This is a genomic window from Pedobacter sp. MC2016-15 (genome assembly GCF_026239695.1).
GTDB lineage: Bacteria > Bacteroidota > Bacteroidia > Sphingobacteriales > Sphingobacteriaceae > Pedobacter.
This window is the reverse complement of sequence record NZ_JAPIVS010000003.1, coordinates 154,487-176,086: the sequence shown is the minus strand read 5'-3', so window position 1 is coordinate 176,086 and position 21,600 is coordinate 154,487. Positions and strand designations below refer to the sequence as shown.

General features: G+C 38.4%; 19 protein-coding genes and 1 tRNA gene. 12 read left to right on the top strand and 8 right to left on the bottom strand.

What is annotated here, in order from left to right; genetic code table 11:
- Positions 1–7: 7 nt before the first annotated feature.
- The 3 genes from OQY15_RS09770 to OQY15_RS09760 all read right to left on the bottom strand — a co-directional run bounded on the left by OQY15_RS09770 (position 8) and on the right by OQY15_RS09760 (position 5,259).
- Entirely contained in the window at positions 8–3,385 is a 3,378-nt protein-coding gene (locus tag OQY15_RS09770; RefSeq protein ID WP_265790828.1) for a SusC/RagA family TonB-linked outer membrane protein, read from the bottom strand.
- 165 nt (positions 3,386–3,550) lie between these two features.
- Positions 3,551–4,576: a FecR domain-containing protein gene (locus OQY15_RS09765; protein WP_265790826.1), complete on the bottom strand. Its 1,026-nt coding sequence runs from the start codon at positions 4,574–4,576 to the stop codon at positions 3,551–3,553.
- Between the two features lie 89 nt (positions 4,577–4,665).
- Positions 4,666–5,259: an RNA polymerase sigma-70 factor gene (locus tag OQY15_RS09760; protein ID WP_265790824.1), complete on the bottom strand. Its 594-nt coding sequence runs from the start codon at positions 5,257–5,259 to the stop codon at positions 4,666–4,668.
- A 689-nt stretch (positions 5,260–5,948) separates the two neighbouring features.
- On the opposite strand from OQY15_RS09760, the gene OQY15_RS09755 reads away from it, so the two are divergent.
- Both OQY15_RS09755 and OQY15_RS09750 read left to right on the top strand, forming a co-directional pair.
- Positions 5,949–6,020, top strand: a tRNA-Arg gene (locus tag OQY15_RS09755).
- Positions 6,021–6,282: 262 nt separating this feature from the next.
- On the top strand, positions 6,283–7,122 hold the full coding sequence (locus OQY15_RS09750; protein ID WP_265790822.1) for a site-specific integrase: 840 nt from the start codon (positions 6,283–6,285) through the stop codon (positions 7,120–7,122).
- Between the two features lie 125 nt (positions 7,123–7,247).
- On the opposite strand, the gene OQY15_RS09745 is transcribed toward OQY15_RS09750, so the two are convergent.
- Positions 7,248–7,835: an ImmA/IrrE family metallo-endopeptidase gene (locus tag OQY15_RS09745; RefSeq protein ID WP_265790820.1), complete on the bottom strand. Its 588-nt coding sequence runs from the start codon at positions 7,833–7,835 to the stop codon at positions 7,248–7,250.
- A 7-nt stretch (positions 7,836–7,842) separates the two neighbouring features.
- Positions 7,843–8,175: a helix-turn-helix transcriptional regulator gene (locus OQY15_RS09740; protein ID WP_265790814.1), complete on the bottom strand. Its 333-nt coding sequence runs from the start codon at positions 8,173–8,175 to the stop codon at positions 7,843–7,845.
- Between the two features lie 188 nt (positions 8,176–8,363).
- Here OQY15_RS09740 and OQY15_RS09735 point away from each other — a divergent pair, with 188 nt between their 5' ends.
- The 4 genes from OQY15_RS09735 to OQY15_RS09720 are packed head-to-tail and all read left to right on the top strand — an operon-like array spanning position 8,364 to position 11,397.
- Positions 8,364–8,780 carry a hypothetical protein gene (locus tag OQY15_RS09735; RefSeq protein ID WP_265790812.1) on the top strand — a complete coding sequence of 139 codons (417 nt, stop codon included), beginning with the start codon at positions 8,364–8,366 and terminating at the stop codon, positions 8,778–8,780.
- Positions 8,771–9,817: a CBASS cGAMP-activated phospholipase gene (locus tag OQY15_RS09730; RefSeq protein WP_265790810.1), complete on the top strand. Its 1,047-nt coding sequence runs from the start codon at positions 8,771–8,773 to the stop codon at positions 9,815–9,817. The genes OQY15_RS09735 and OQY15_RS09730 overlap by 10 nt, the downstream gene beginning before the upstream one ends.
- Positions 9,804–10,751 (top strand): CBASS cGAMP synthase, encoded by a 948-nt coding sequence (locus tag OQY15_RS09725; protein ID WP_265790808.1) that lies wholly within the window; start codon positions 9,804–9,806, stop codon positions 10,749–10,751. Before OQY15_RS09730 ends, OQY15_RS09725 begins: the two co-directional genes overlap by 14 nt.
- Positions 10,744–11,397, top strand: coding sequence for an SEC-C metal-binding domain-containing protein (locus OQY15_RS09720; protein WP_265790806.1), 654 nt, complete (start codon positions 10,744–10,746; stop codon positions 11,395–11,397). Before OQY15_RS09725 ends, OQY15_RS09720 begins: the two co-directional genes overlap by 8 nt.
- Positions 11,398–11,819: 422 nt before the next feature.
- Here OQY15_RS09720 and OQY15_RS09715 read toward each other — a convergent pair whose 3' ends face one another.
- A complete protein-coding gene (locus tag OQY15_RS09715; protein ID WP_265790804.1) occupies positions 11,820–13,406 on the bottom strand; it encodes a hypothetical protein in 1,587 nt (528 codons plus the stop codon).
- A gap of 353 nt (positions 13,407–13,759) precedes the next feature.
- Here OQY15_RS09715 and OQY15_RS09710 point away from each other — a divergent pair, with 353 nt between their 5' ends.
- Both OQY15_RS09710 and OQY15_RS09705 read left to right on the top strand, forming a co-directional pair.
- Positions 13,760–16,447, top strand: coding sequence for a hypothetical protein (locus OQY15_RS09710; RefSeq protein ID WP_265790802.1), 2,688 nt, complete (start codon positions 13,760–13,762; stop codon positions 16,445–16,447).
- A complete protein-coding gene (locus OQY15_RS09705) occupies positions 16,428–17,393 on the top strand; it encodes a hypothetical protein (RefSeq protein ID WP_265790801.1) in 966 nt (321 codons plus the stop codon). The genes OQY15_RS09710 and OQY15_RS09705 overlap by 20 nt, the downstream gene beginning before the upstream one ends.
- Before the next feature lie 771 nt (positions 17,394–18,164).
- Here OQY15_RS09705 and OQY15_RS09700 read toward each other — a convergent pair.
- Entirely contained in the window at positions 18,165–18,566 is a 402-nt protein-coding gene (locus tag OQY15_RS09700) for a helix-turn-helix transcriptional regulator (protein ID WP_265790799.1), read from the bottom strand.
- 125 nt (positions 18,567–18,691) lie between these two features.
- Between OQY15_RS09700 and OQY15_RS09695 the strand changes: the two genes are divergently transcribed.
- The 4 genes from OQY15_RS09695 to OQY15_RS09680 all read left to right on the top strand — a co-directional run bounded on the left by OQY15_RS09695 (position 18,692) and on the right by OQY15_RS09680 (position 21,052).
- Positions 18,692–19,546 carry a HEPN domain-containing protein gene (locus OQY15_RS09695; protein ID WP_265790797.1) on the top strand — a complete coding sequence of 285 codons (855 nt, stop codon included), beginning with the start codon at positions 18,692–18,694 and terminating at the stop codon, positions 19,544–19,546.
- Positions 19,547–19,613: 67 nt separating this feature from the next.
- Complete coding sequence (locus OQY15_RS09690; RefSeq protein WP_265790795.1) at positions 19,614–19,904, top strand: hypothetical protein; 291 nt, start codon at positions 19,614–19,616, stop codon at positions 19,902–19,904.
- The gene (locus OQY15_RS09685) at positions 19,901–20,656 is read left to right on the top strand and encodes a hypothetical protein (RefSeq protein ID WP_265790793.1); all 756 of its coding nucleotides are present in this window, start codon (positions 19,901–19,903) and stop codon (positions 20,654–20,656) included. Before OQY15_RS09690 ends, OQY15_RS09685 begins: the two co-directional genes overlap by 4 nt.
- Positions 20,657–20,662: 6 nt before the next feature.
- Entirely contained in the window at positions 20,663–21,052 is a 390-nt protein-coding gene (locus OQY15_RS09680) for a hypothetical protein (RefSeq protein WP_265790791.1), read from the top strand.
- 178 nt (positions 21,053–21,230) lie between these two features.
- On the opposite strand, the gene OQY15_RS09675 is transcribed toward OQY15_RS09680, so the two are convergent.
- The gene (locus tag OQY15_RS09675; RefSeq protein ID WP_265790789.1) at positions 21,231–21,599 is read right to left on the bottom strand and encodes a hypothetical protein; all 369 of its coding nucleotides are present in this window, start codon (positions 21,597–21,599) and stop codon (positions 21,231–21,233) included.
- Between the last annotated feature and the right edge of the window lies 1 nt (position 21,600).

The following is a 21,600-nucleotide window of genomic DNA, read 5'->3' as shown; positions in this document are numbered from 1 at the left end:
TATGATTTTAGAATGTACAATTAAGTCCAAATACAATAGTTCTGAGGGGAGGTAAAACCTGCCCGAGTGTACCTGTTCCAAGGCCAGATGGACCGCCCTGGATAGTAGTTTCTGTATCAAGGGTATATTTGTTTTTAGCCCATGTAAAAAGGTTCTGACCCTGTACGAAAACATTGCAGGCAGATAAGCGTGCAGGTTTCAGCCATTTAGATGGCAAATTATAGGACAGATTTACCGACCGCAATTTCAGGTACGAAGCATCACCATATACCGCATCCGAGTTGGTGTAATTGTTATACGATGCAGAAACTGGTGTCCCAGCAGTAGCAGATGAACCGGGGATGGTGGAACCAGTATTTTCAGGGGTCCAGCGACCCAACCAATATTCATTCTGATTTGTCAGCGCTCCGGGACGAGTGCTTACAATATTTGTTACCCCAAAACGGTGGTTGAATTGGAAAAATACACCCAGCTCAAAACCCTTGTAAGTAAAACTATTGTTGAAGCCGCCGTAATATGGAGTACCAATATCAGCTACATACCGATCATCTGCGTTGATAATTCCATTACCATCCCGATCCTCATATGTTGCCGTACCATTGGCAGGGTTTACACCGAGATAGTGATACAGGCGAATTACGTTCACTGGTTCTCCAACCACGTACGAAGAGGCATAAAATGAAGAAGCAAGGTTAGGAAAATCCAGTAATTTGTTATTGGTAAAACTCACATTCAGTGCACTTTTCCAGCTGAAATCCCCGGCTATAACATTGGTGGTATTTAGTTCCAGCTCTATTCCTTTGTTCTGAATTACTGCAGGCAGGTTCGTTACATAAGAATTAAAGCCGCTTTGTGTCGGCAGAGCGTTAGAAGTGATCAGGTTTGAGGAACGGTTGCGGTAATAATTCGCCGTCAGATAAATACGGTCCCTCAGGAAACCCAGCTCCAATGCCAGATCAAGCTTTTTCGTAGATTCCCATTTGATCCCCTCGTTGGGCAGGCTAACGAGGTTCATCGCTGCGTTTCCTAAATAAGTACTGGCAGCAGAATACAATGGAAGATAAATATAGTTGGCAATCTGGTCATTACCCGTATTTCCGAAACTTCCGCGTAGCTTACCAAAGCTTAGGAAAGGCAGACTGTTTTTGACGAAATCCTCATTGGAGAAAATCCATCCGGCACCCAGGGCTGCAAAATTTCCAAACCTGTTTTGCGGACCAAACCTGGATGATCCATCCCTGCGGTAAGTTGCATTAATCAGGTATTTATCTTTCCACTCATAGTTAAGCCTTCCGAATATCGCATCATACTTATACTTCACAATGTTATGATAAGATACGGTGACAGTACCCGCTGCCGTGAGCGTGCCTAATAAAGCTTCGTTGCTGTAGTTTGTGCCACGTAAAAATAAAGTATTGGAGCTATTTTGCTGATAACTGGTACCAATGAGAGCAGTAAGCTTACCACCGCCAATATTTTTGGAATAATCGAGTGTTGGCTCAATAATCCAGTTCTGTGCATTTCCATTTGTAAAATCTGCCAGGCTATTAGGGTTGGCGGCAGGATTCTGAGAAGATGCAGGGTTCTTAGCAATCTGATCTAATCGATTACTTGTGTAACCAAAGTTAACCTTAGCATTCAAACCTTCTATTATCGTATACCTCAGATTTGCATTAGAAATCAGGTTATTGGTTACCCCTGAATACGTTTTTAGCAGAGAAGCCAACGGGTTGTTAAAATTTGTCGACCAAAAGAGCTTGCCCTGATCATCATATAGTGGTAAGTTGGGTGGCAGATTATAGGCCGATGTTACATCTGTTGTCGGTACAGTAGTATTATCATTTGTGTAAGAAACAGAAAGCGCTATTGCAAATTTCCTGTTTGCCGAAGTATGGTCAAGGTTCAGCCTGTTGGAGAAACGGCGACTTGCATTATTGCCTTGATATACGGTACTTTCTCTTCTGTATCCAGAATTGAAGAAGAATCGTGTCTGGTCATTTCCGCCTGAGAGTGACATCTGTGCTTCATTTACATATCCTTTATTTCCGAATAGCAATTTCTGGAAATCAGTACTCTTAGTTTGATCCCACACCGTCAGGTCTGGTGCATTACTGGTATTTGGGGTGACCCCGTCATTGGCAAAGGCCTCGCGGCGCATAGCAAGGTACTGCTCAAGGTTCATCATAGGGATTTTCCTATTTACTTCCGTGAACCCTGTATTCAAATTAACGTTCACTTTCACTTTACCGCTTTTACCTTTCTTCGTCGTGATGAGCACCACACCATTTGCACCACGTGATCCATAGATAGATGTAGCGTCTGCATCTTTTAACACATCTATCCTTTCAATATCCGAAGGGTTAATCATGCTAAAAGGACTAAGTCCACCGCTGGCGCCGGAGGTACCAAAAGCATTCAGGTTGTCCGTAGCCGGAGAACCGCCATTAAAGTTGGTGAAAGGAACACCGTCAATTACGTAAAGCGGGATACCTCCTGATTGCAAGGTATTTTGTCCGCGGATCTGAATCTGTACGGCACCGCCAGGCACCCCATTGTTCTGTGCAATCAGTACACCTGAAAGGCGGCCTGCCAGCGCCGCAAGGGGATTTCCTACAGGCTGCTGACCGATTTCACGTGCTGTTATGGAAGCCAGTGAACCTGTGCTTGTTTTGCGTGTGGTAGTTCCGTAGCCAATGATCTGTACTTCGTTCAGGCTGCCGGCGTCCGGGCTCATACTCAAACGCAGCGAGTTTTGTGTTCCAATAACCATCTCCCTGCTGGTGTAGCCGGTATAGCTGAAAATCAAAGTAGCATTTTTTGTAGCCGGGTAATTCAGGTTAAAATGACCATTCACATCAGTGGCGGTGCTATATTTATTGTTGCCTTTGAGACGCACAGACACACCCGGAAAAGGAACCCCGGATTCATCGGTGACCATACCTGCTACAGAAAGGTCTTGCGAGGCTGTTACATCTTTTGCAGCAACCATAATTTTCTGGTCCAGCTGTGTATAGGTCAATCCTGTATTGCGGAAAAGCAAATCAAGAGTTTCCTTTAAAGTGCGCGGTGCAGCGGGGATATCTCCTACTTTGACATTCTGCAGTTCCTCGTTGCGGTAAACGAATCTGAAGACAGTCAGTTCCTCAATCTTATGAATGGCAGAAAGGATATCGTCATTATTTGTGCTAAGTGTAATATTTACCTGTTCAGCATTTTGAGCCTTCACGTCTGTCGCCAATAAGCATTGCAATGTTGTCAACAGAAGGAAGGTAGTTAGCAAACCTATATGTATAAGTTTGCGTGAGAATTTAGAATAGCGCAGTTCTGCAGCAGAGGAAAGTGCATTTCTCTCCCTGCTCTCTGGTGATAAAGTAGAAAGGGGCATTAATTTCTGTGTTAAATGTTAATCCTTAAATTATTAAAGAGAGGCCGTTTTGCAGGCAACGCCTTTCAGTGTGGGTGACACTTTGGAGTTTAGTCAGGGATTCTAACAGGGAGTAAGTGTTTTGTAGTTGTTGGTCATGTGATTAGGTTTAGTTAATAGAGTTGATTATAAGCAGCCGGGACCGTTAATAATAATTCCGTCAGCATTTTTATGGTATTGGGCATTATTAAATGAACAAATCACCTTCAGCACTTCATCCAGGGTTTCGCCCTGAAGAAAAGTAGCAGTAAAACGACAGCTTTTTGCTTTGTCATCTGCTATGGTGATAGGTGTATTAAACTTTTTGGACAGGATGACCGTGGCCGCATCAAAGGTTATATTGTCAAAAAACAAGTCATTCTCCTGCCACTTGATAGAATTGCTGGCGACAACAGTTAAAACTTGCGGCCGGACGCCTGTTTGTGGTACGATGATGCGCTTGTTTGGCGTAAGTATGCCAAGGACATTGTGCCCGGATAAGACACTAACTTTACCACGGGTAACGGTAACTTCTACCTTATTGTTAATGTATGCCCTTACGTTAAAAGCTGTGCCAAGTACAGTGGTTTTCACTTTGCCGCTGCTCACAATAAAAGCCTTTTTGATATCATGTTTAATATCAAAGTACCCCTCACCAATAATCTCAACTTCACGCCTCTCCTGGTTGAAATTGCTTGCAATTTTTAGTGTACTGTTGTTATTCAAAATTACTGTACTGCCATCAGGAAGCGTAACCTTTTGATGTTCATTAGTAGTTACATAAGACCTTTTTGCTACAGGAACGGTCAGAGCCGACAACTGTCTGGCTGGCGCCGCAATTGGATCAGCAGGGCTTGGTTTAAAGAGCAGTACAGAAGATACAATCAGCGCTATGGCTGCTGCAGCAACTGCGATCCAGTTTTTATTTTCAAATAAGATTTTGTGACCCCATTTCACTTCTTTATGAGCAAAGATCTTTCTGAGAATATCTTGAGAAACTGTGGTATCTAACTCCACATCATTAGATGCAATCCAATGTTCATCCATGAGCCTGGAGGCAACGTGATCAAATTTGCCGCTTTTTAGCATTCCGGTATATTCCCGGTATTCCAATGCTGAACACTCGCCCTTCAGCTGTTGATTAAATAAGTAGATGAATCTTTCCTCTGTCATATAGTGCTAACAGGTCAGATTGATATAGAGTATTCAATCAGCCTCTTTATAAGATTGACAATCGTAAACAATAAAAGGGGTAGTGAGAATTAAATTATTTTGTGAAAAATAACTAATAGGCTCCCGAGCGTCCTGTTATGTACTACCAGAAAGCTGCGTATGCTCTTAAGTGCTGATTTAAGATGGGTTTTGGCCGTAGATGGTGTAATATGTAATTGCTCAGCAACGTCATCTAATTTAAGTCCTTCAATATTGAGCAGACTGTATACCTTTTTCTGCTGAGGAGGTAGACGATCAATGGCGAGATCCAGGATTTTGCGGGTTTCATTGAGCTGAATTACATTTTCGGTACCTGGGTCTAATTCAGATTGTGTAGCTTGCATGGCCTGATAATGCTTTTGCTGTACGGCTTCTTTTTTTAATGCATTTAAGGTTTCATTTCTTGTGCATACAGACAAATATGCTCCAAAATTACTGACATTTTTGAGTATGCGCCGGCGGATCCAGATCTTCATGAATACATCCTGAACTATTTCCTGAGCCAATGTTTCATCCTTAAGAAAGCTTAGGGCATATCCATAAACGCTTCTATGATAAAACTGATATAAAGTGGTGAAAGCAGCTCTATTTCCGGTAGTAATATCGGAAAGAATCAATTCTTCATCGGCCATTGCTGCTCTCATGCGACTAAATTATAAAGTTTATTGCAGAATAGCTATTTTGTCTACTAAAATAGTATACAAAACAATCTATGCTGTAACTATTTTATCAAGCACTAAGCATCATCTTCCCACCTAAATCAACTGAGCATGATTTGAAGTGACATTGATCTGAATGCTTAAACATAGATCAATTTTCTTTTCTGAGACACCAATCTAAAATAAATGTCATTAATTGACTCAAGAACTACACTAATATACCTGAGGTCAAACTGATTTAAAAGAATCTGAAGTTTATCAACGTTATTGGTACCATTTTTTTACTAAAATACTAATTTATCATAGTTAAGTTTACGCATCATTAGTTAAATAGAGAAAAAATACAAAATGATGTTTGTTTTAACCCTCAATAAATCATCGCAAACATCTTTATCCCAGCACTAGCCTTTCTTTTTAATGCCAAAAAAGTAAATGTCCTTCCCGCTTATTCCATAAAGCCTGTTATCGACAATCTTTACTGAAAAGTCTAAAGGATTTACACCCGACAGTTTCTTCAGGGCTTTGCCTATGGTATTCACAGAATAAACATTGTCCGGTCGGCTGCATAATATGTGAGGCTTTGGTTAAGATGTTCAGTATTTAAACCGCTGTGAGGTAAAGCGGCAACCAAACCTACAACCGAAGTAAATGACAGACAGCTTGGGGCGTTAAATGGTCCCGTAGTCCAACGGATAGAATAGAAGTTTCCTAAACTTTAGATATGAGTTCGATTCTCGTCGGGACCAAACTCTTTTGCAACAAAATAGAATAAAAAGCTGTAAATGAATGATTTACGGTTTTTTGTTTTTTCAGAAAAACCCCGTTTTTGCCCCCTTTTTGACCCATTCTGGTGAGCAATTGGTGAGCAAATCCGAAAAATCAAAAGTGCTCACCAGAAATGGCTTAACGAATTGACTATCAACATGTTCTAACATCGAACATCTTGTGTTTTTAGACCTCCAAAGGTACTTTTGCTAAACATTTTTTATCATTTCTGGTGAGCACTTTATGAAAACGAAATTTAGCCTGTTGTTCTATCTTAAGAAGAGAAGCAACTATCAATCTGGTAATGTACCTGTATATCTGAGGATTACGGTATGTGGAGAGCGGAGCGAAGTCGATATTAGCCGCGATATTGACCCTCTTAATTGGGACGTGAAAAAGGAAAAAGCGAGGGGCAACAAAGAAGAGGCAATCGAACTTAACCGACATATCGATAGCATTTCTACAAAGCTGAAAGCCCTCCAGAGCCAACTGGAAAAGGATGAAATCTCCTACACTGCCGAAGAACTTAAGGACGAATTTCTGGGAAGGGGAAGCAGCGGCAAGTTCCTATTGGAAGTTGTTGCGGAACACAACCTTGAGATGCAGAACGAAATCGGAAAGGAGAACGGATTTAGTTTGAATACCTTGAAGACTTGGAGGAGCACCCACTCGCATTTGAGGCGGTTCATTTTGGAAAAGTACAAGAGCGAGGATATCCAGATCCGAAAGATCGATGTCAATTTTATAAACGAGTACAGAAAGTTTTTGAGGAACAACAGAAACTGTATTCCCATTTCGGCCGATAAATATCTGAAGCACCTGAAGAAGATTATCCTTTTGGCACTCTCGAGAAAATGGATCATCGAAAATCCGTTCCTGTTCGTAAAGCTTACCGCCAGGCCTTCGCCACGTGAGTATCTGACCTCCCATGAACTTGAGGCTATCCGCACAAAGGAGTTTACGATAGATCGAATGGTTCATGTGAGGGATATCTTTGTTTTCTGCTGTTATACGGGACTGTCTTATGCCGATGTAAAGAAACTCCACAAGGATGAAATTGGGATAGGCGAGGATAATGGATAAGTCCTGTGAAAGCTACTTGATTTGTTTACTATTATATACTTGCAAAGCTTATCTAGAAATAGATTAGAACTAATGAACTCTCGCCAAATTGTGAAGCTTAAATGGTGGAGTTTCTGTCGTAAATTTCATGTAGCACTCCTAGAATAATAGGAGAATTGCCTGTTAACCCCAGTCATCCTCACCCTATATTCAATCATTTCAATACTCGCATTAAAATGTTCTGATAATTGATGATTAGTCATTTTCTTCCTTAAGCCCCACAAAAGACCTTCCCGAGTTATTTGTAAGCAAGAACCGAGGCATTTTGCTTCTTCTTCAAATAATTCATTATAGCTCCTCATGCCCATTGGCACCTCGAAATCAAGTTCTTCATCATTGAACGTATGATCACATATTATGTGGGAAAGTTCATGCATGACATCACTTTGTTGGCGAGCAGGGGTACTAAAAGGATTATGAATAATGATTTTCTTACCTGATGCTGGTATCATTGCTAGCGCACTCCATCCAAAATCATACGCTTGCATACTAGATGCTTCTTCAGGTAGGCTTAAAAATTCTGTAGCCTTACAAACTTCAATAGAAAGATGATCGGCTAATTTAAAGGCGCATAGTGGTGCTATTTCAGGTAAATCTAGTTCCTTCCTGTATCTAACGGCTGTGCGTTCAGCTTCAGCTTTAAATCCGCGTTTAAGTATACTTTTGAAAGCCAAATCTTTATCATTTAGAAGCGTATGCCAAATCTATCATTTTTAGCAACATATTTAAAGTTTCTTGAGGTAATTCTCTATCGGCTCTTAAATGTGCTAATACATGTTGCTTACTTGAAACAGGGGTAGTTGAATTACCACCTTTGATAAAGGTTTCTGTTGAGACTTCCAGCCATTTACAAAGCTTAATATAAGTTTCAACATCTGGAATTTTACCTTGTTCAATCCTTGACAATGTGGCGGAACTGATGTCACACTCCACTGAAATAGCCCTTAGGCCCTTTTTTCCTCTTTTGCCTTTTAGCATACCGGCAAGCAGTTCGGTGTTAAGTGTTGATTGCATGTGGAAAAATAATTATAAAATAATTCATGTCTCACTTGTGAAACGCATCGCCATGATGTATCTTTGATGATACAAAAACTATATTCGTCTTACCAATGAGACAAATATAAAACTAATAAGCCGAATATTAAAGGGAAATGTGATAAAAACAATAAACAAAAGTATGGATATCAACATAAACAATAAATATGAACTATAAAAAAGTACTGGGGCTGGAGCCGGGAGATAGGATTATTGAACCACTTTTCCAAACTGGATTTTCAAAACACCACGCTATTTATTTAGTAACCATAAATAATACAGACGAATTAATTGCTGAGAACCATAAGTTTAAAGGTGTGCAATTGATAAAAGCGAGTGATTATTTTGCTTCTGTAAAATCAATTGACCGAATCATTAAGTTTCAAGGCGATGCTAGCCAAAGATATAATGCTCTAGAGAGGGCAGTTGGCCTAAAAGGAAGGCGATATGATTTAGTCAACTACAATTGCGAGCATTATGCCAACGAAGTTCAAAATGGTGCTCCCATAAGTCATCAGGTAAGAAATGCTTTTCTAATATTTCTAGCTGTATTAGCTTTTTTAATTGCTTTACAATGGAAGTGATAAACATAACCGATAAATCTAAAAGGTTCAGAATTCTGTCAATTGATGGTGGTGGGATTAGGGGAATAATCCCTGCGAAGGTTTTAGCAGACCTTGAACAACAATTGCAGCAAATAGAGCCCGACAAAAAGCTACATGAATATTTCGACCTTGTCTGTGGAACTTCGACTGGTGCAATCCTTGCAATAGGAATTGCACTAGGAATTCCTGCGAAGGACTTGGTCAAATTCTACAAGGAAAATGCTAATGCTATTTTCCCCAAGTGGTATTTTCTAACAAGACAGGCAAAAGCGCTTATTTCACCTATCTATAGCAATAAGCAACTCAGGAAGCTATTAAAAACTATCTATAGTGGAGCAAATAACGGTATCCCCCCATTGCTAAATGATTTGAAGGTAAAAGTCTGCATCCCTGCATTTAATGGCGGTACTGGTGAGATAAATATTCTTAAAACTCGACATCATCCCGATTATACAAGGGACTATAAGCTTCCGGCGCACGAGGTTGCTTTATCAAGTGCATCAGCACCTGTTTATTTTCCGCCGCATTCCTTTGAATATGATAATGAATTTGGAAGTGGCGCAAATATAAATATGATTGACGGTGGCATCTTTGCTAATAACCCAACACTTGTTGGTGTACTTGAAGCTACTGAGAAGTTGGGCAAGGATTTTAAGGATTTACAAATTATATCACTGGGTACGGGTCGAGGCAGGCAGGTTATTAAGAAGCATTGGCTTCCAAAAAACTTCTGGTACTGGTTTCTGCCTAAGCCACGGCTACTTGACATTACGTTAGATAGCCAAGCAAAAATCACAGAGTCATATATAAACTTTATCAATAGTATACTTTCGAAGCAAGAGAATAGCTTCGATTATCAAAGGGTACAATATGAGTTTGGTAATGATTTAATTGCACTAAATGCTTCAAAGAAAAATGATCTCGATAAGCTCGAGGCCATTGGTGGAGAACTGTCAAAAAAACACATACATAATATTATTAAACTTATAAAGAAAGATAGCCATGGCGAACTGTAACAAATTATTTAATCAATACCAACAGGAAATCGCACTACCTGCTGGGAAAAAAAATAGGATGATAACTTCTAAAGATGCACTAAGATCTAGGATAAGAAAGTACTTTGAGGAGAACCATCCAGAATATGAACCGTTCTTTTATATACAGGGCTCTTACAAAATGGGAACTGTTATTCGCACTAAAGATGATATATGTGATTTGGACGATGGTGTATATTTTTTCAGAAAGCCTGGTATAAATGCAGAAACACTTCAGGGTTGGGTATGGGATGCTGTAAATGGATATACATCTAATCCGCCCGAACACCGTAAAAAATGCATCAGACAACCGTTCGTGAATGACTATGAAATTGATTATCCATGTTATTGCAAAGAAGAAAACAAGGAATACCAAATAGCCGTTAAAAATTCGGAGTATGAAAATAGCGATCCTAAATCAATGGTAAAATGGTTCAATAAAGAAAAGGATTCAAGGGGTATACTGGTTCGGGTCGTAAAAGATTTGAAAGGCTGGTGTGACAATTTAAGAAATAAAATGCCAAGTGGGCTCGCAATGACGATACTAGCTGCCAATGCCAAAAGCATGATAGTGCTCAATGAGCGTGAAGACATTTCATTGCGAGACATATTGAAGGAAATTAAAAAACAGCTGAATATCAAATTCGAATGCATAGTTCCTGCTGTTCCAAACGATGACCTTTTCGAAAATTATGATGAAAGCAGGAGGAAGAACTTTTTAGATTCGTTAGATAGATTTATAAATGATGCGGACCAAGCCCTTCAAGAAAAAAATCAGTTGGCTGCCAGTAAACTCTGGAGAAAACATCTTGGAAGTAGATTTCCTTTAGGTGAAGATAAAAATGAAGAAGGAGATGCAACAAGTACGGCGATAGCAGCGGGTGCCGCGACTTCAAGACCATGGGGGGATGAGTGATAGTGAATTGATGTTCAGAGAACAAGCGCTATTGATTTCTGACGATTTTCCAGAACTTGTGTTCTGCGAAGAAAACGGAAAACCATTGCTGAAGGGTCAGATAATTCTAAATGATTCCGATGGAAAATTCATCGATCAATATGAGGTTACAATCGAAGCAGTTGAAATGTATCCGTTTCGATTTCCATATGTTTACGAAACAGGAGGAAGACTCCCGATAAATGTTGATTGGCATTTATTTTCTGATGGACATTGTTGTATAAAAACGATTCCAGAAGAATACCTTCTTTGTAAGAGCGGCATAAATTTAAAGTGGTTTATCGAGTCGCAGTTAATACCATATTTTTTCAACCAAAAGCATCGTGAGATTCATGGATACTATTTGAACGAGCGGCCTCATGGCGGTCAAGGTGTTATTGAATTCTTCGAGGAATTATATGGCAGCGATAATTTGATGCATATCGGGAAATCGCTTCTCGGTGTTAGAAGCATAGGTACACCAAATAGGGTATCACTTTGTTTTTGCAATAGTGGTTTGAAGTATCGAAAATGCTGCCGCCCCCAATTTGAGACTGTTAGTCAATTTACAGCCGAGGAAATAAATTTCTTTTTGAAAATCATCACTAAATCTCCTAGATTTAACTAGCATTTAAACAGGGTTCTTGATTAATTGCGCTTCGCTTTTATTCATTTTGAAAAAAAAGATATTCCCTATATTACTATCATTTGGAGTCAAACCATGTCAAACGGTTTAGGTAAGCAATTGGTCGAAATAGTTGCGAAAAACCTCATTTGAGCGACAAAGTCTGGATAATGATTCGCTAATCGTTTCAAAAAAAATGATGGCAAATTTGCCTGAAAATCCTGGGCCGATCATATTGACGAATTTTCAGTGAGTTAATAGAAGATAAGTCTAAGCTGGAAGGATACATTTTATATGAAATGCATTTAAAAACCGACCACTTACTTAAAGTGATTTAATAGTAAGTGAAAACAGGAGTAAGACCTATAATTAGGGACCTGGAGCATTTAGTAATTTATTTACGACCACGTGGGGCCGGATAATTCTCAGGATATGTCAGTGGTTTTTGGAAAATATTTTGTTATGAGTTCCGCCTCATGATTAAATTCGTTTTCAGTTAGTAATTGCGATAATTTCTCACCATCTATAAAAATATCGAATTGGGATGGTTTTAGTGGATTTTTAGTGCTTTTAATAATTAAGTCTTTAGTGTCCGAATGGAAGCTCCCTGTAGTGATGTACAATGCTGTGATTTTATATTCGGAAAGCGAGCCATCGGCTTTATAGTATTCTTTGGCAACTGGGATACTGCCTTTTATAAAATATTGAAGAGTGTCCCTTGTATCTGCATCACCAAGTCGTATGAACGACTTTCCGGTGTAGCCTTTAAGTTCTACCAAAATGATTTCTTTAGGGTGGGAGGAAATAAAGATCAAATCGAATTTGCGGATTTTTTTCTTTTTTGGATTGCTGAGTAGTCTAGACTGTAATACCTGTGAATTTGGATAAAATCTTTTGATTACTGGATGCATCAGCGCCTCAAACAGCGCGCTTCTAATGGAACGCAACTCCTCCGTATGTCCACTTTGTTCAATTGCTTCCAAGACAGGCTCGATCTCTGCCAAGGCCAGTTCCTGACCGCCAAAAATACTTTTAAAGTTTTCAATAACAGCAGTGATGTTTCTGCCGAACATGGTTTTGATGTCAAAAGACAAGAATCCCAAGAGCTTCGCTCTGTTCAGGGTAATCTCGTCAATTTCATTGAATACGATGATAGGCATAGCTTTACGTTTACCTTCCTTTACAGAATTTAAATTGATTTGGACACGAGCCAGGAAACCATCTAAATCTACCTGCAGATATTTTCTGTGTATCACCACGTCGAGCACGACTAATGTTTGTTTTTCCGGTTCGTTCGATTCTGAAGCCCGGGCACTATTTATCCCAGTGGTTTTTGTGAAGGCAAATGCGTCCCACATGACATCATTCACTTTTACGCCAGTACCGGGAGTGATTACGTTTCTGTACGCGATTCCGGAATCTACCAGATTAATTTTTTTGAGCCAGAGGAGGATGTCGGGTATCAATATCGTGTCAAGTTTCATCGATCGCAGGTGCTGTTCGACTGCGAGGTCTTCCTGAACATCACGATGCCACTCTGGAGGAAAAGCCTCTTTGGTTAAAATATAATTATTCCCCCAACCATCTGTTTTTGTAAAAACGATGCCGAGCTTCTCCAGGTCATTAACCATATCGACCAACATAGAGATTTTCGTACTTCCTTTTTCATCTGGAGATGCTGTAATCTTTAACCCTTCATAAAAACTGATGAGGTGATAACCTTTTAACAATTCAAGCAGCCGGTGCAAAGGTTTTCTGGCGTTCTTGCTCGCCTCCCTTACCATGTCCAAGCCGAAATATTGACCAGGTTTAGCATATAGAAACTGACCTTTCCCGAAAGTCAGGGGCGTACTCGAGATGATCGTCCCTCTGTTTGTTGCGCGCTGGATTATTTTTCGCGCATTGTCCGGCTCAACACCAAACTTTTCGATAAGCGCGTCTGAAAGTTCGCTTCCAAGTCTGGACCATTTTTCATTAATCAATCCAAATATAAACTTATCATACTTGCTCATAAAACCTTATAAAATGTCACGCTGCCCTTATATATTAATTCTTTTTAATAATGGGTCAATATAAAAAAAATACAACAGAAAATGAATAGTTATAAATATTTGAAAATCAATTGATTAAAATCAATTTAATGCTTAGTAAGATGCGGTAATTGGAAAAATTATAGCACCTTTTGTCCTGAACGTATATTTTAGATGTATTATTTTGATTGAATAGCTTTACGTTTCGATCAGATTTCTTCTCTATTAATCCAAAGTAAAAGTTGACTGATCGCGCTCCGCCAATAATCTGGCGCAGAAAAATATCGACAAATTGAGCTATCTTTCGATACAATTAAAACTTCAAATCTAAACTGATGAATGCTCAATGGTTTAACGTTTATAGTGAAATAGCCAAACTGGTCTTTTCAAAGTTTCGGGATGAAAAGGATCCCGGAAATGCGCTTTTCAATCTTTTAATTTCGCACCCGAATTTCGTAGATGAAAACAATACCTGGCTCGACCGTATCGTAACCAATCAAAGCCAATGCATAGATCCCATACATCTCTTCGCAAGTTTTAATGCCAGCAATTTGACAGAAGAAAACCGGATGAGAAAAATAAACATCATTTTAAAAATTCTGGGTTCCATTTCCTTCTATCGCAAAGTTGATTTTCTCGGATGTCCAACCCCCAGAATGATTTACATTAATGCTCCCAGAAACCCCACAGTGGTGGCTGAAATCTGGCAGGTTTTCATAAATGTGATGCAGGACGGAAAATCCGCGCTTTCCCAATCAGTGTTCAGCCGTTTCAAGTCCTGGTATGGAGTTGATATACCTTCGTTTACCATTTTTCTGTTTTGGATCGATTCAGACACTTTCCTTTCATTAGATAAAAACACGGTTAACTATTTGATGAGCCGGGAAGTCATTAAAACTGAACCGAAGAATTATCGCGAATATGCTGCCCTATTAGAAAACCATTTGATAGAAAATTACCGCGTATTAAGCATAACTGCTTTGGGATTCAGTCCCCCTGAAAAACTTCCGGTGCAGCTTATAGTTAAGGAAAGAAAAACGAAACCGGAAATAAGAGCAGTAAATACAACGTTTTCTGATGCCCCTACGAAAGACTTCTCTGATTGCAGGATTGTTGGAGTATACCTTTACGAGCAAACGGACAGGAATCTCCGCAAGGTTCTTGAGGCAGGGGAGTACTTTTTTTATAAAGCTTTTCAGTTTGACCACAAAAAGAATTGTATATCCTTTTCACCGGAAAAAGATTTGCGGATATACCATCAGGAAGGTCTATCGATTAATATTTCCGCAATTGTCGGTGAAAATGGATCAGGAAAATCAACTCTGTGTGAACTGATTTTCATCGCGCTAAATAACTTATCCAAAAAAAGTAAGGCTATACCTGCCGGTAAGCTAACCTATGTAGAAGGGCTCAATATGGATCTTTTTGTGATTTCTGGAAGTATGTATAAGATTATGTTCAGGGAAGAAATCACCATCGAACGTTACCATTACAATACATCGCAAGCCCAATACGATAGTCCGACGCAGGTTACTTTGGACAAATTTAGTTTTGAACAATTTTTCTATACCATTGCGGTTAACTATGCACAGTATGGCTTAAATTCTTTGCAGGTCGGTTCTTGGATCCGGAATATGTTTTATAAAAACGACCAGTACCAGGTGCCGATTACCTTAACCCCTTTCAGGGATGAGGGTAACATCAACATCAACAGGGAAAATGACCTGTTAAGTTCTAGGTTGCTGGCCAATCTATTGATGCCGACTGGTAGAGACGATGAAAAAAATGGCGTAGATAATGTCAGAAAGCTGACACACAATAAATACGCTCAGAAGATTTCGCTTAGGTTAAACCGTGAAAAATTAAAAACCATTTATAAAGACAAGACACTAACCATTGAACGTAAGGATCTTTCGGTCTATTGGAAAGACGTTTTAACCCAATTTACCGATTCCTTCAAGCTGACATTAGAATTTCCACAAACGGTGCCAAAGCAGATAACAACCTATGAACAGGCGACCTGGATTTATATCGTTAAGAAGATCATTAACATTGCGGCTAATTACTGGCAATATAGTGGGTTCTTTGATCCAGTAACCAATACATTTATTGAATTGAAAGTCTACCTCGACAGACTGGCCACCAATTATACTCACGTTACCCACAAACTTTTTCAGGCAATCCATTTTTTAAAATTTGACCATATCAGTAAATATAAAGGTTTGCATACGCTTCCTTTTGAAATTACCTTGGCGGACCTTTCTGATGATGTTTTTGATGCCAAATCACTATCCGGTGACGAGCGCCTGGACCTCATTCACTTTCTTCCACCTTCGTTTTTCAAAGTTGAGGTTGTCCTTACCGGAGATATTAACTTCGATTCATTGTCTTCAGGACAAAAGCAAAAGATATATTCCATCAATTCGATTATCTATCATTTAAAGAACATTGATTCGATCAGCAGTGATTCTGGCCTCATTCCTTACCGTTTTGTAAATGTGATTTTTGATGAAGTTGAGCTGTACTTTCATCCTGAGATGCAAAAAAATTATATAGATTATTTCCTGAACTACCTTAAACTTGTCAAGTTTAAAAGGCTTTCGGGGTTAAATGTTCTCTTTATAACGCATTCGCCTTTCATTTTGTCGGACATACCTGCCGATAATATCTTGTTTCTGGGCGGTGCTGATCACGTTCAAATACGCACTCTTGGAGCAAATATCCACCAATTGCTAGCTGAAAGCTTCTTTCTAAAAAGCTTCATGGGTGATTATGCAAGAAAAAATATCAATGACTTGATTGATTTTTATACGTTGAAAGATTATGTTCATAATGATACGTTAAGAAAAGAACCATGGAATGACACAAATGCATTCAATTTCATAAACCGGATAGGCGAACCACTAATCAGAGAACGCTTATTAGATTTGCACGAGGAAAAGTTTAACTCTGGCCAGGACACTGTCGTTAATGCTTTAATGGCTAGGATAAAAGAATTAGAAGATGAGAAGAATAAAAGTTGACCCACAATTCCACCAAAGGGTTGTTGCGTTTAACAGCAGCCTCTTCTCAACCAGGAGCACCAAATTTAAAAACCCGCTTGCTGCACTTGGAACGATGTCAGTGCTTAAAGGGACAAGAAAAAAGTATGGAATCGAGAATACTGTTGCTGAAGCATACGTCAAAGCGATCATTGCAGAATATCAACATATCCTTTCTGCCGATGAGGCGGAGATGCAAATACTTATAGTAAAGTTTCGCGGTATTCTCCATGAAGACAACATTACCGAAAAATTCTGGAAGGCCATTGTGAAAGCAATGCAATATAGTGCCCTTCGTGGGAAAGAAATGCTGCAGTTTCTTCAAAAATCCAATATCAGGACCTGCGTCTACTGTCATTCACAACTAACTCTTGTGGTGAATAAAACAAAGACAACCCTGAAGGGCCTTCTCCAACTTGACCATAAATACCCAAAGTCTAAGTTTCCTTTTCTCTGTACATCTTTCTATAACCTTTATCCAATCTGCAGCAACTGCAACATGTCTAAGAGTGATGATCCGACTGACTTCAATTTTTACTGCAAAGATGATCAGCTGGATTTGTTAACCTTCGGAGTTAAAAGTTCCAGCGTGTTGCAATATGAGCGTACTGGTAATCTAGAGGATTTGGTGATTACAATAAAACAACTGGACCAGACCACCGACTTGAGCGAATACCATAGAATGTTCAACATAAAAAATATATATGAAACCCAAACGGATATTGTGCAGGAATTGATCGAAAAGAAGCAGGTCTATAACAATCCATACAATCAAACCCTGATAAATAACTTTAATAGGCTGTTTTCCGATCAAAGTATGATCAAACGTTTAATTATTGGGAATTATGATCGCCCAGAGGACATGCTCCAACGTCCAATGGCGAAGTTTACTCAGGAAATTGCTAGGGATCTTAAACTCATCAAATGATCAAACAGATGTAATTATCTATTTTGATCCATGTCGAATAAGACAGATCATTCTCTGCTATAAAAAGGCTATTGAGGTGGTGTGATTTTTAATTATTGCGGCAGTTTGATGATTAATTAACGAAGGCCTGTTATGAAAGGATATGCAGCCCATCTGTAACTTGATAGGTTTTGTAGCTAAAAGTTAAGAAAGGGATTTAAGCTTAAAAGCCATCCGATTTTTGGTTCTAAAAAACATTTCTTATCTTAGTATATCATTTGGAGCCAAAGCACGTCAAACCGTTTTGGTGAGCACATTGGTCGAAATCGTTGCAAAAAACCTCATTATAGGTAACGGGGAAATACTTCAATCATTCTCGTCGGGACTACTAGATAGCTAGTCAGAATGTATATAACGGCCTTATTTATACAATTAAGAACGTTTTGTTTTGTAAAGGATATCCAAAATATATGGCATTTGACTAGCATTAGGAATTTACGTCATATAAAAGAAAGGAATACGACTGTCCTGCCCTACTTCAGAGTCTACCAACATGTTCTAGCTGAACAGTATCGGCTTCACTTTCCAGATACACCTCGACCGGCTCTTTATGCTTAGTTTCGATCTATTAGTGCGCGAGTTCCAGACGTTCCTCTATTAACCAATTTTGGGGTGTGGTGCAAGAGGTCTTCTTGAAATCCATCTTAAATGAATTTGAGAGTGATAAATATTATAAAATGTGACATGGTTTCGAGTAACTATTTTTATTGATAATAAAAATGCGACAGTAATTTAATTTTCTCCAGTAATCTTTTTCAAGAGATCAACTTTCTCACGTTCACTAGCAAGCAGGCGTTCATACAGTTCAACAACCTTGTCAATAGGATTAAAAGTTGGGTGGATATTTATTGCATTGATGGTTGAACTATCATTGCTGGTGAACGTATTTGATATAATACTTAGTATAGATTCTTCATTGAAATGCTTTATAGCTTCTGCACTTACTCCTAATATATTAGCAATCTTTTCTAATACCGAATCTTCAACTTCCTCGCTTTGTTCAATTTTCGATATTGCTTGCTGGCTCATATTAAGTGCCGAAGCCAGATAGTCTTGTTTAATACCTCTAATCTCACGAATACGGCTAATTTTCTTGCCCAAGTACATTTTGCTAGATTTAATAGGTGTTTCCATAAAAACAAATATAATAATTTCTAAGATAGTAAAGAACAATCAGATGCTGGTAAAATACCACTGCAATTGGTGGGATACGGTTAATACAATAATCAATTTTGAGATCATAACTAAACCATTTGCCTATGAAAACCAAATTTCCACCATCTAGAGATGTTCCGAAAAATTACCTTTCACTTTTCCTCAATGGGTTAATCGGAAAGTTTCAACCGATTTACATATATTCTTTCGGTAGCAAAATAGAATCATTTGTTAAAGCCGGATGCTTTACGGAGCATGTTAACCAAGAGACCCATCATTATTTTTTACTACTCATAACTGAAAGCAATACCAGAATCGATCATGAAGTGCAAGAATACGCAAGTACACATTATAATTTCGGTTCAATAACGATTTTATCTCATGGTCAAATAGCAATTAAAGAAGCTATTAATGACGGTAGTAGATTTTTTATTTCAATTTATAATGAAGGCCAACTTTTATACAGCCACAATGGCTTAAGTAACTTTGAGCATATTGGAAAGGTTGATCCCGAAAAATCCGTAATGAAGGCACAACAATATCTTGAGCATCGTTTATCACTGGCTGAAGGTTTTTTGCAAGGTGCGCGAGAGTGTCTAGTTCAGAAAAAATATACAATTGTGAGCTTCATGCTTCACCAGGCAGTTGAGCAATGCTGTATTCTATTAATAAAAGTTCATCTCGGGTATAAATCAGAAATTCACAATCTCCTGCGTCTGCTACGCCTATGCCAATCTTTCTCCGATCGGCCAATAAAAACTTTTTTATCAGGTAGCCCGAAAGATGAAAAGCTATTTCATTTATTACTTAAAAGTTATTCTGAGTCTCGCTATGGGAGTAGTTTCTCAATAACTCAGAATGACGCTGAAAGTTTATACGAGCGCGTTACATCGTTCATTCTTCTCACAGATGAAATGTGTAAAGCTAAAATCGAAATTTTGAAGGCTGGAATCATTTAATCGATATGGGTAATTCAGTGATCAAAAGCCAAAAAGATTAATACTAATCATTTTAAATATTAGCTACATGAAAAGAAGAAAAATCATCAGGAATTTAAATTATCAGCCTTGCAAGCTTCAAAATTATCAGTTAAAAGCTCCCTTGACAGTTATGATTTATTTTTTTACCGACTATCCTGTGCATGAAGTCCGCGATAAACTTGCTGAACTCTATACCGTATGGTTACGGTATTCAGCAGGTCATGCAAGTAAAGAAACAATAATTGATACGCTAGATTTTTATACACAGTTCAAAGAATTGGTTGAAATCTGCTACTTCGACACAATGATGAAAAGGAGCATCAACAATGACTTATGAAGAAAAAGAATAATAAGACATTACAGATCCCAATAAATTTTCAAATTGCCTGTACACTTTGTAAGATCTGTCCAGTTGAAGTTCTTCAAACTTTTATTGATCACACTAATTTTTATAACCTTTTTGACGATACTTATGATGAAGGGTATTGGGAGGTCATGACAAGTATCAGAATATATATCAGTGGAAAATCAGGCCGTCTTCGCGAAAGTAAAGCTATAAGGAAATGTGCAAGCACTTTTGATTTGTGCATAGGTCAGTTAAGTATGATTGCTGACAAAGTAAATAATCAATTATCAATGGCCACAAAGCGCGAATACGCGAGACATGCAATCAATGCAATATTTGAGGAGATGGAACAGCCACATACAGCACTAAACGCGGTCTATTTAGATGAGTTTACATCTTTGAAACTAACTAAAGATTTTTGCATCCTCTGTGAAGTTTACAATTGTTATCCAAAAGAATATCTCGAATTCTTTATGGGAGTCATTTCTTTATCTCATGCCCATGCCCATATTGGATTGAATTTGAAATATGACATGCCCAGTTTTATATTCTTTATGAAGGTTGTTAATGGTTCTTTTGGGAACCACCGTCCACCCTCTATACTCACCGAAACGGAAGAAGAGTTTCGTGAGATAATGGCAGAAATTCCGCTTAAAATATATCACATAAGGAACGTTGAAAGACGGCATGAGCTTCTTTGCGAAGCATATTATCAACAGTATGAAAAACTTACCAAAAACTAAAAACCTATGGAAACTAGCATTCAGATAAGCTTAACAGATGACTTTAAAGATCTTTGCTGTATTTATCAAATAAGACCAGATGTATTTTTGCAAACAGTAATAGACCAGATTTCATATCCCAAATATTATAGTAACCCCCTTGGACATAATCGATGGGCGACATTTTGTTTCCTACATTTTATCCAGGAAGAAGAACCAAAATATCAGGTTAACCAGTTGATTGCGGATAAATATCTAGATCTCATCGATTCATCAATGTCGTATAACGTACACGCGCAAACGACAGATATTGAAATAGTATACAATAAAATTTCAAAAATTATGCAACAATGGCTTAAGGAGGTACTTGCACAGCGTTCCAGCTATATTACAGACCAATGGCAATCATTTGAATAGCGTTTATTTATATACACAAGATATATTTATAACTCACCTGTACATCTCCTTCCAAGATCTTATGCATAGATCTTGATTCTTAATTTATTCTATTAGAAGAAGTTGATGCCCGTTAGGGCAGCCCTCGTTTATATCTATTCGACATCAACGGGGGCTTATCCTCACAAGCTGTTACGTTTTAACAGTATAATAAAACAACTGCGAGTTTGAATTTATCATCCTTACTCCTCTCCGCAAATTTGATAATTCTGTCAATCACAAATAAACTGGTATATGTATAAAACAACTGATCAGAAAACACTTTACTACTTTTTTTCATATTATAACTATGCTTCTTTATGATGTCCATTGTGGCATTTGATAATGACAGCCAATAGCTAAATGGCATAAACGCAGTGTCCCACTCTTGCGAATAACTTTCTTTATTAGTTTCCAAGTCGATACATACTTTTTCAAGATGCTCTAAGAATATGGGCAACTCGTTAGGAAATAAGTCAAATAATAATTTATTTTTCATTGTGTTGGTAAATTCCAGTAATGGTTTCATA

Bases quoted from the DNA above. Each gene is read 5' to 3' on its own strand.
- OQY15_RS09770 (WP_265790828.1), bottom strand. From the start codon at position 3,385: ATGCCCCTTTCTACTTTATCACCAGAGAGCAGGGAGAGAAATGCACTT.
- OQY15_RS09765 (WP_265790826.1), bottom strand. From the start codon at position 4,576: ATGACAGAGGAAAGATTCATCTACTTATTTAATCAACAGCTGAAGGGC.
- OQY15_RS09760 (WP_265790824.1), bottom strand. From the start codon at position 5,259: ATGAGAGCAGCAATGGCCGATGAAGAATTGATTCTTTCCGATATTACT.
- OQY15_RS09750 (WP_265790822.1), top strand. From the start codon at position 6,283: ATGAAAACGAAATTTAGCCTGTTGTTCTATCTTAAGAAGAGAAGCAAC.
- OQY15_RS09740 (WP_265790814.1), bottom strand. From the start codon at position 8,175: ATGCAATCAACACTTAACACCGAACTGCTTGCCGGTATGCTAAAAGGC.
- OQY15_RS09735 (WP_265790812.1), top strand. From the start codon at position 8,364: ATGAACTATAAAAAAGTACTGGGGCTGGAGCCGGGAGATAGGATTATT.
- OQY15_RS09730 (WP_265790810.1), top strand. From the start codon at position 8,771: ATGGAAGTGATAAACATAACCGATAAATCTAAAAGGTTCAGAATTCTG.
- OQY15_RS09725 (WP_265790808.1), top strand. From the start codon at position 9,804: ATGGCGAACTGTAACAAATTATTTAATCAATACCAACAGGAAATCGCA.
- OQY15_RS09720 (WP_265790806.1), top strand. From the start codon at position 10,744: ATGAGTGATAGTGAATTGATGTTCAGAGAACAAGCGCTATTGATTTCT.
- OQY15_RS09715 (WP_265790804.1), bottom strand. From the start codon at position 13,406: ATGAGCAAGTATGATAAGTTTATATTTGGATTGATTAATGAAAAATGG.
- OQY15_RS09710 (WP_265790802.1), top strand. From the start codon at position 13,760: ATGAATGCTCAATGGTTTAACGTTTATAGTGAAATAGCCAAACTGGTC.
- OQY15_RS09705 (WP_265790801.1), top strand. From the start codon at position 16,428: ATGAGAAGAATAAAAGTTGACCCACAATTCCACCAAAGGGTTGTTGCG.
- OQY15_RS09700 (WP_265790799.1), bottom strand. From the start codon at position 18,566: ATGGAAACACCTATTAAATCTAGCAAAATGTACTTGGGCAAGAAAATT.
- OQY15_RS09695 (WP_265790797.1), top strand. From the start codon at position 18,692: ATGAAAACCAAATTTCCACCATCTAGAGATGTTCCGAAAAATTACCTT.
- OQY15_RS09690 (WP_265790795.1), top strand. From the start codon at position 19,614: ATGAAAAGAAGAAAAATCATCAGGAATTTAAATTATCAGCCTTGCAAG.
- OQY15_RS09685 (WP_265790793.1), top strand. From the start codon at position 19,901: ATGAAGAAAAAGAATAATAAGACATTACAGATCCCAATAAATTTTCAA.
- OQY15_RS09680 (WP_265790791.1), top strand. From the start codon at position 20,663: ATGGAAACTAGCATTCAGATAAGCTTAACAGATGACTTTAAAGATCTT.
- OQY15_RS09675 (WP_265790789.1), bottom strand. From the start codon at position 21,599: ATGAAACCATTACTGGAATTTACCAACACAATGAAAAATAAATTATTA.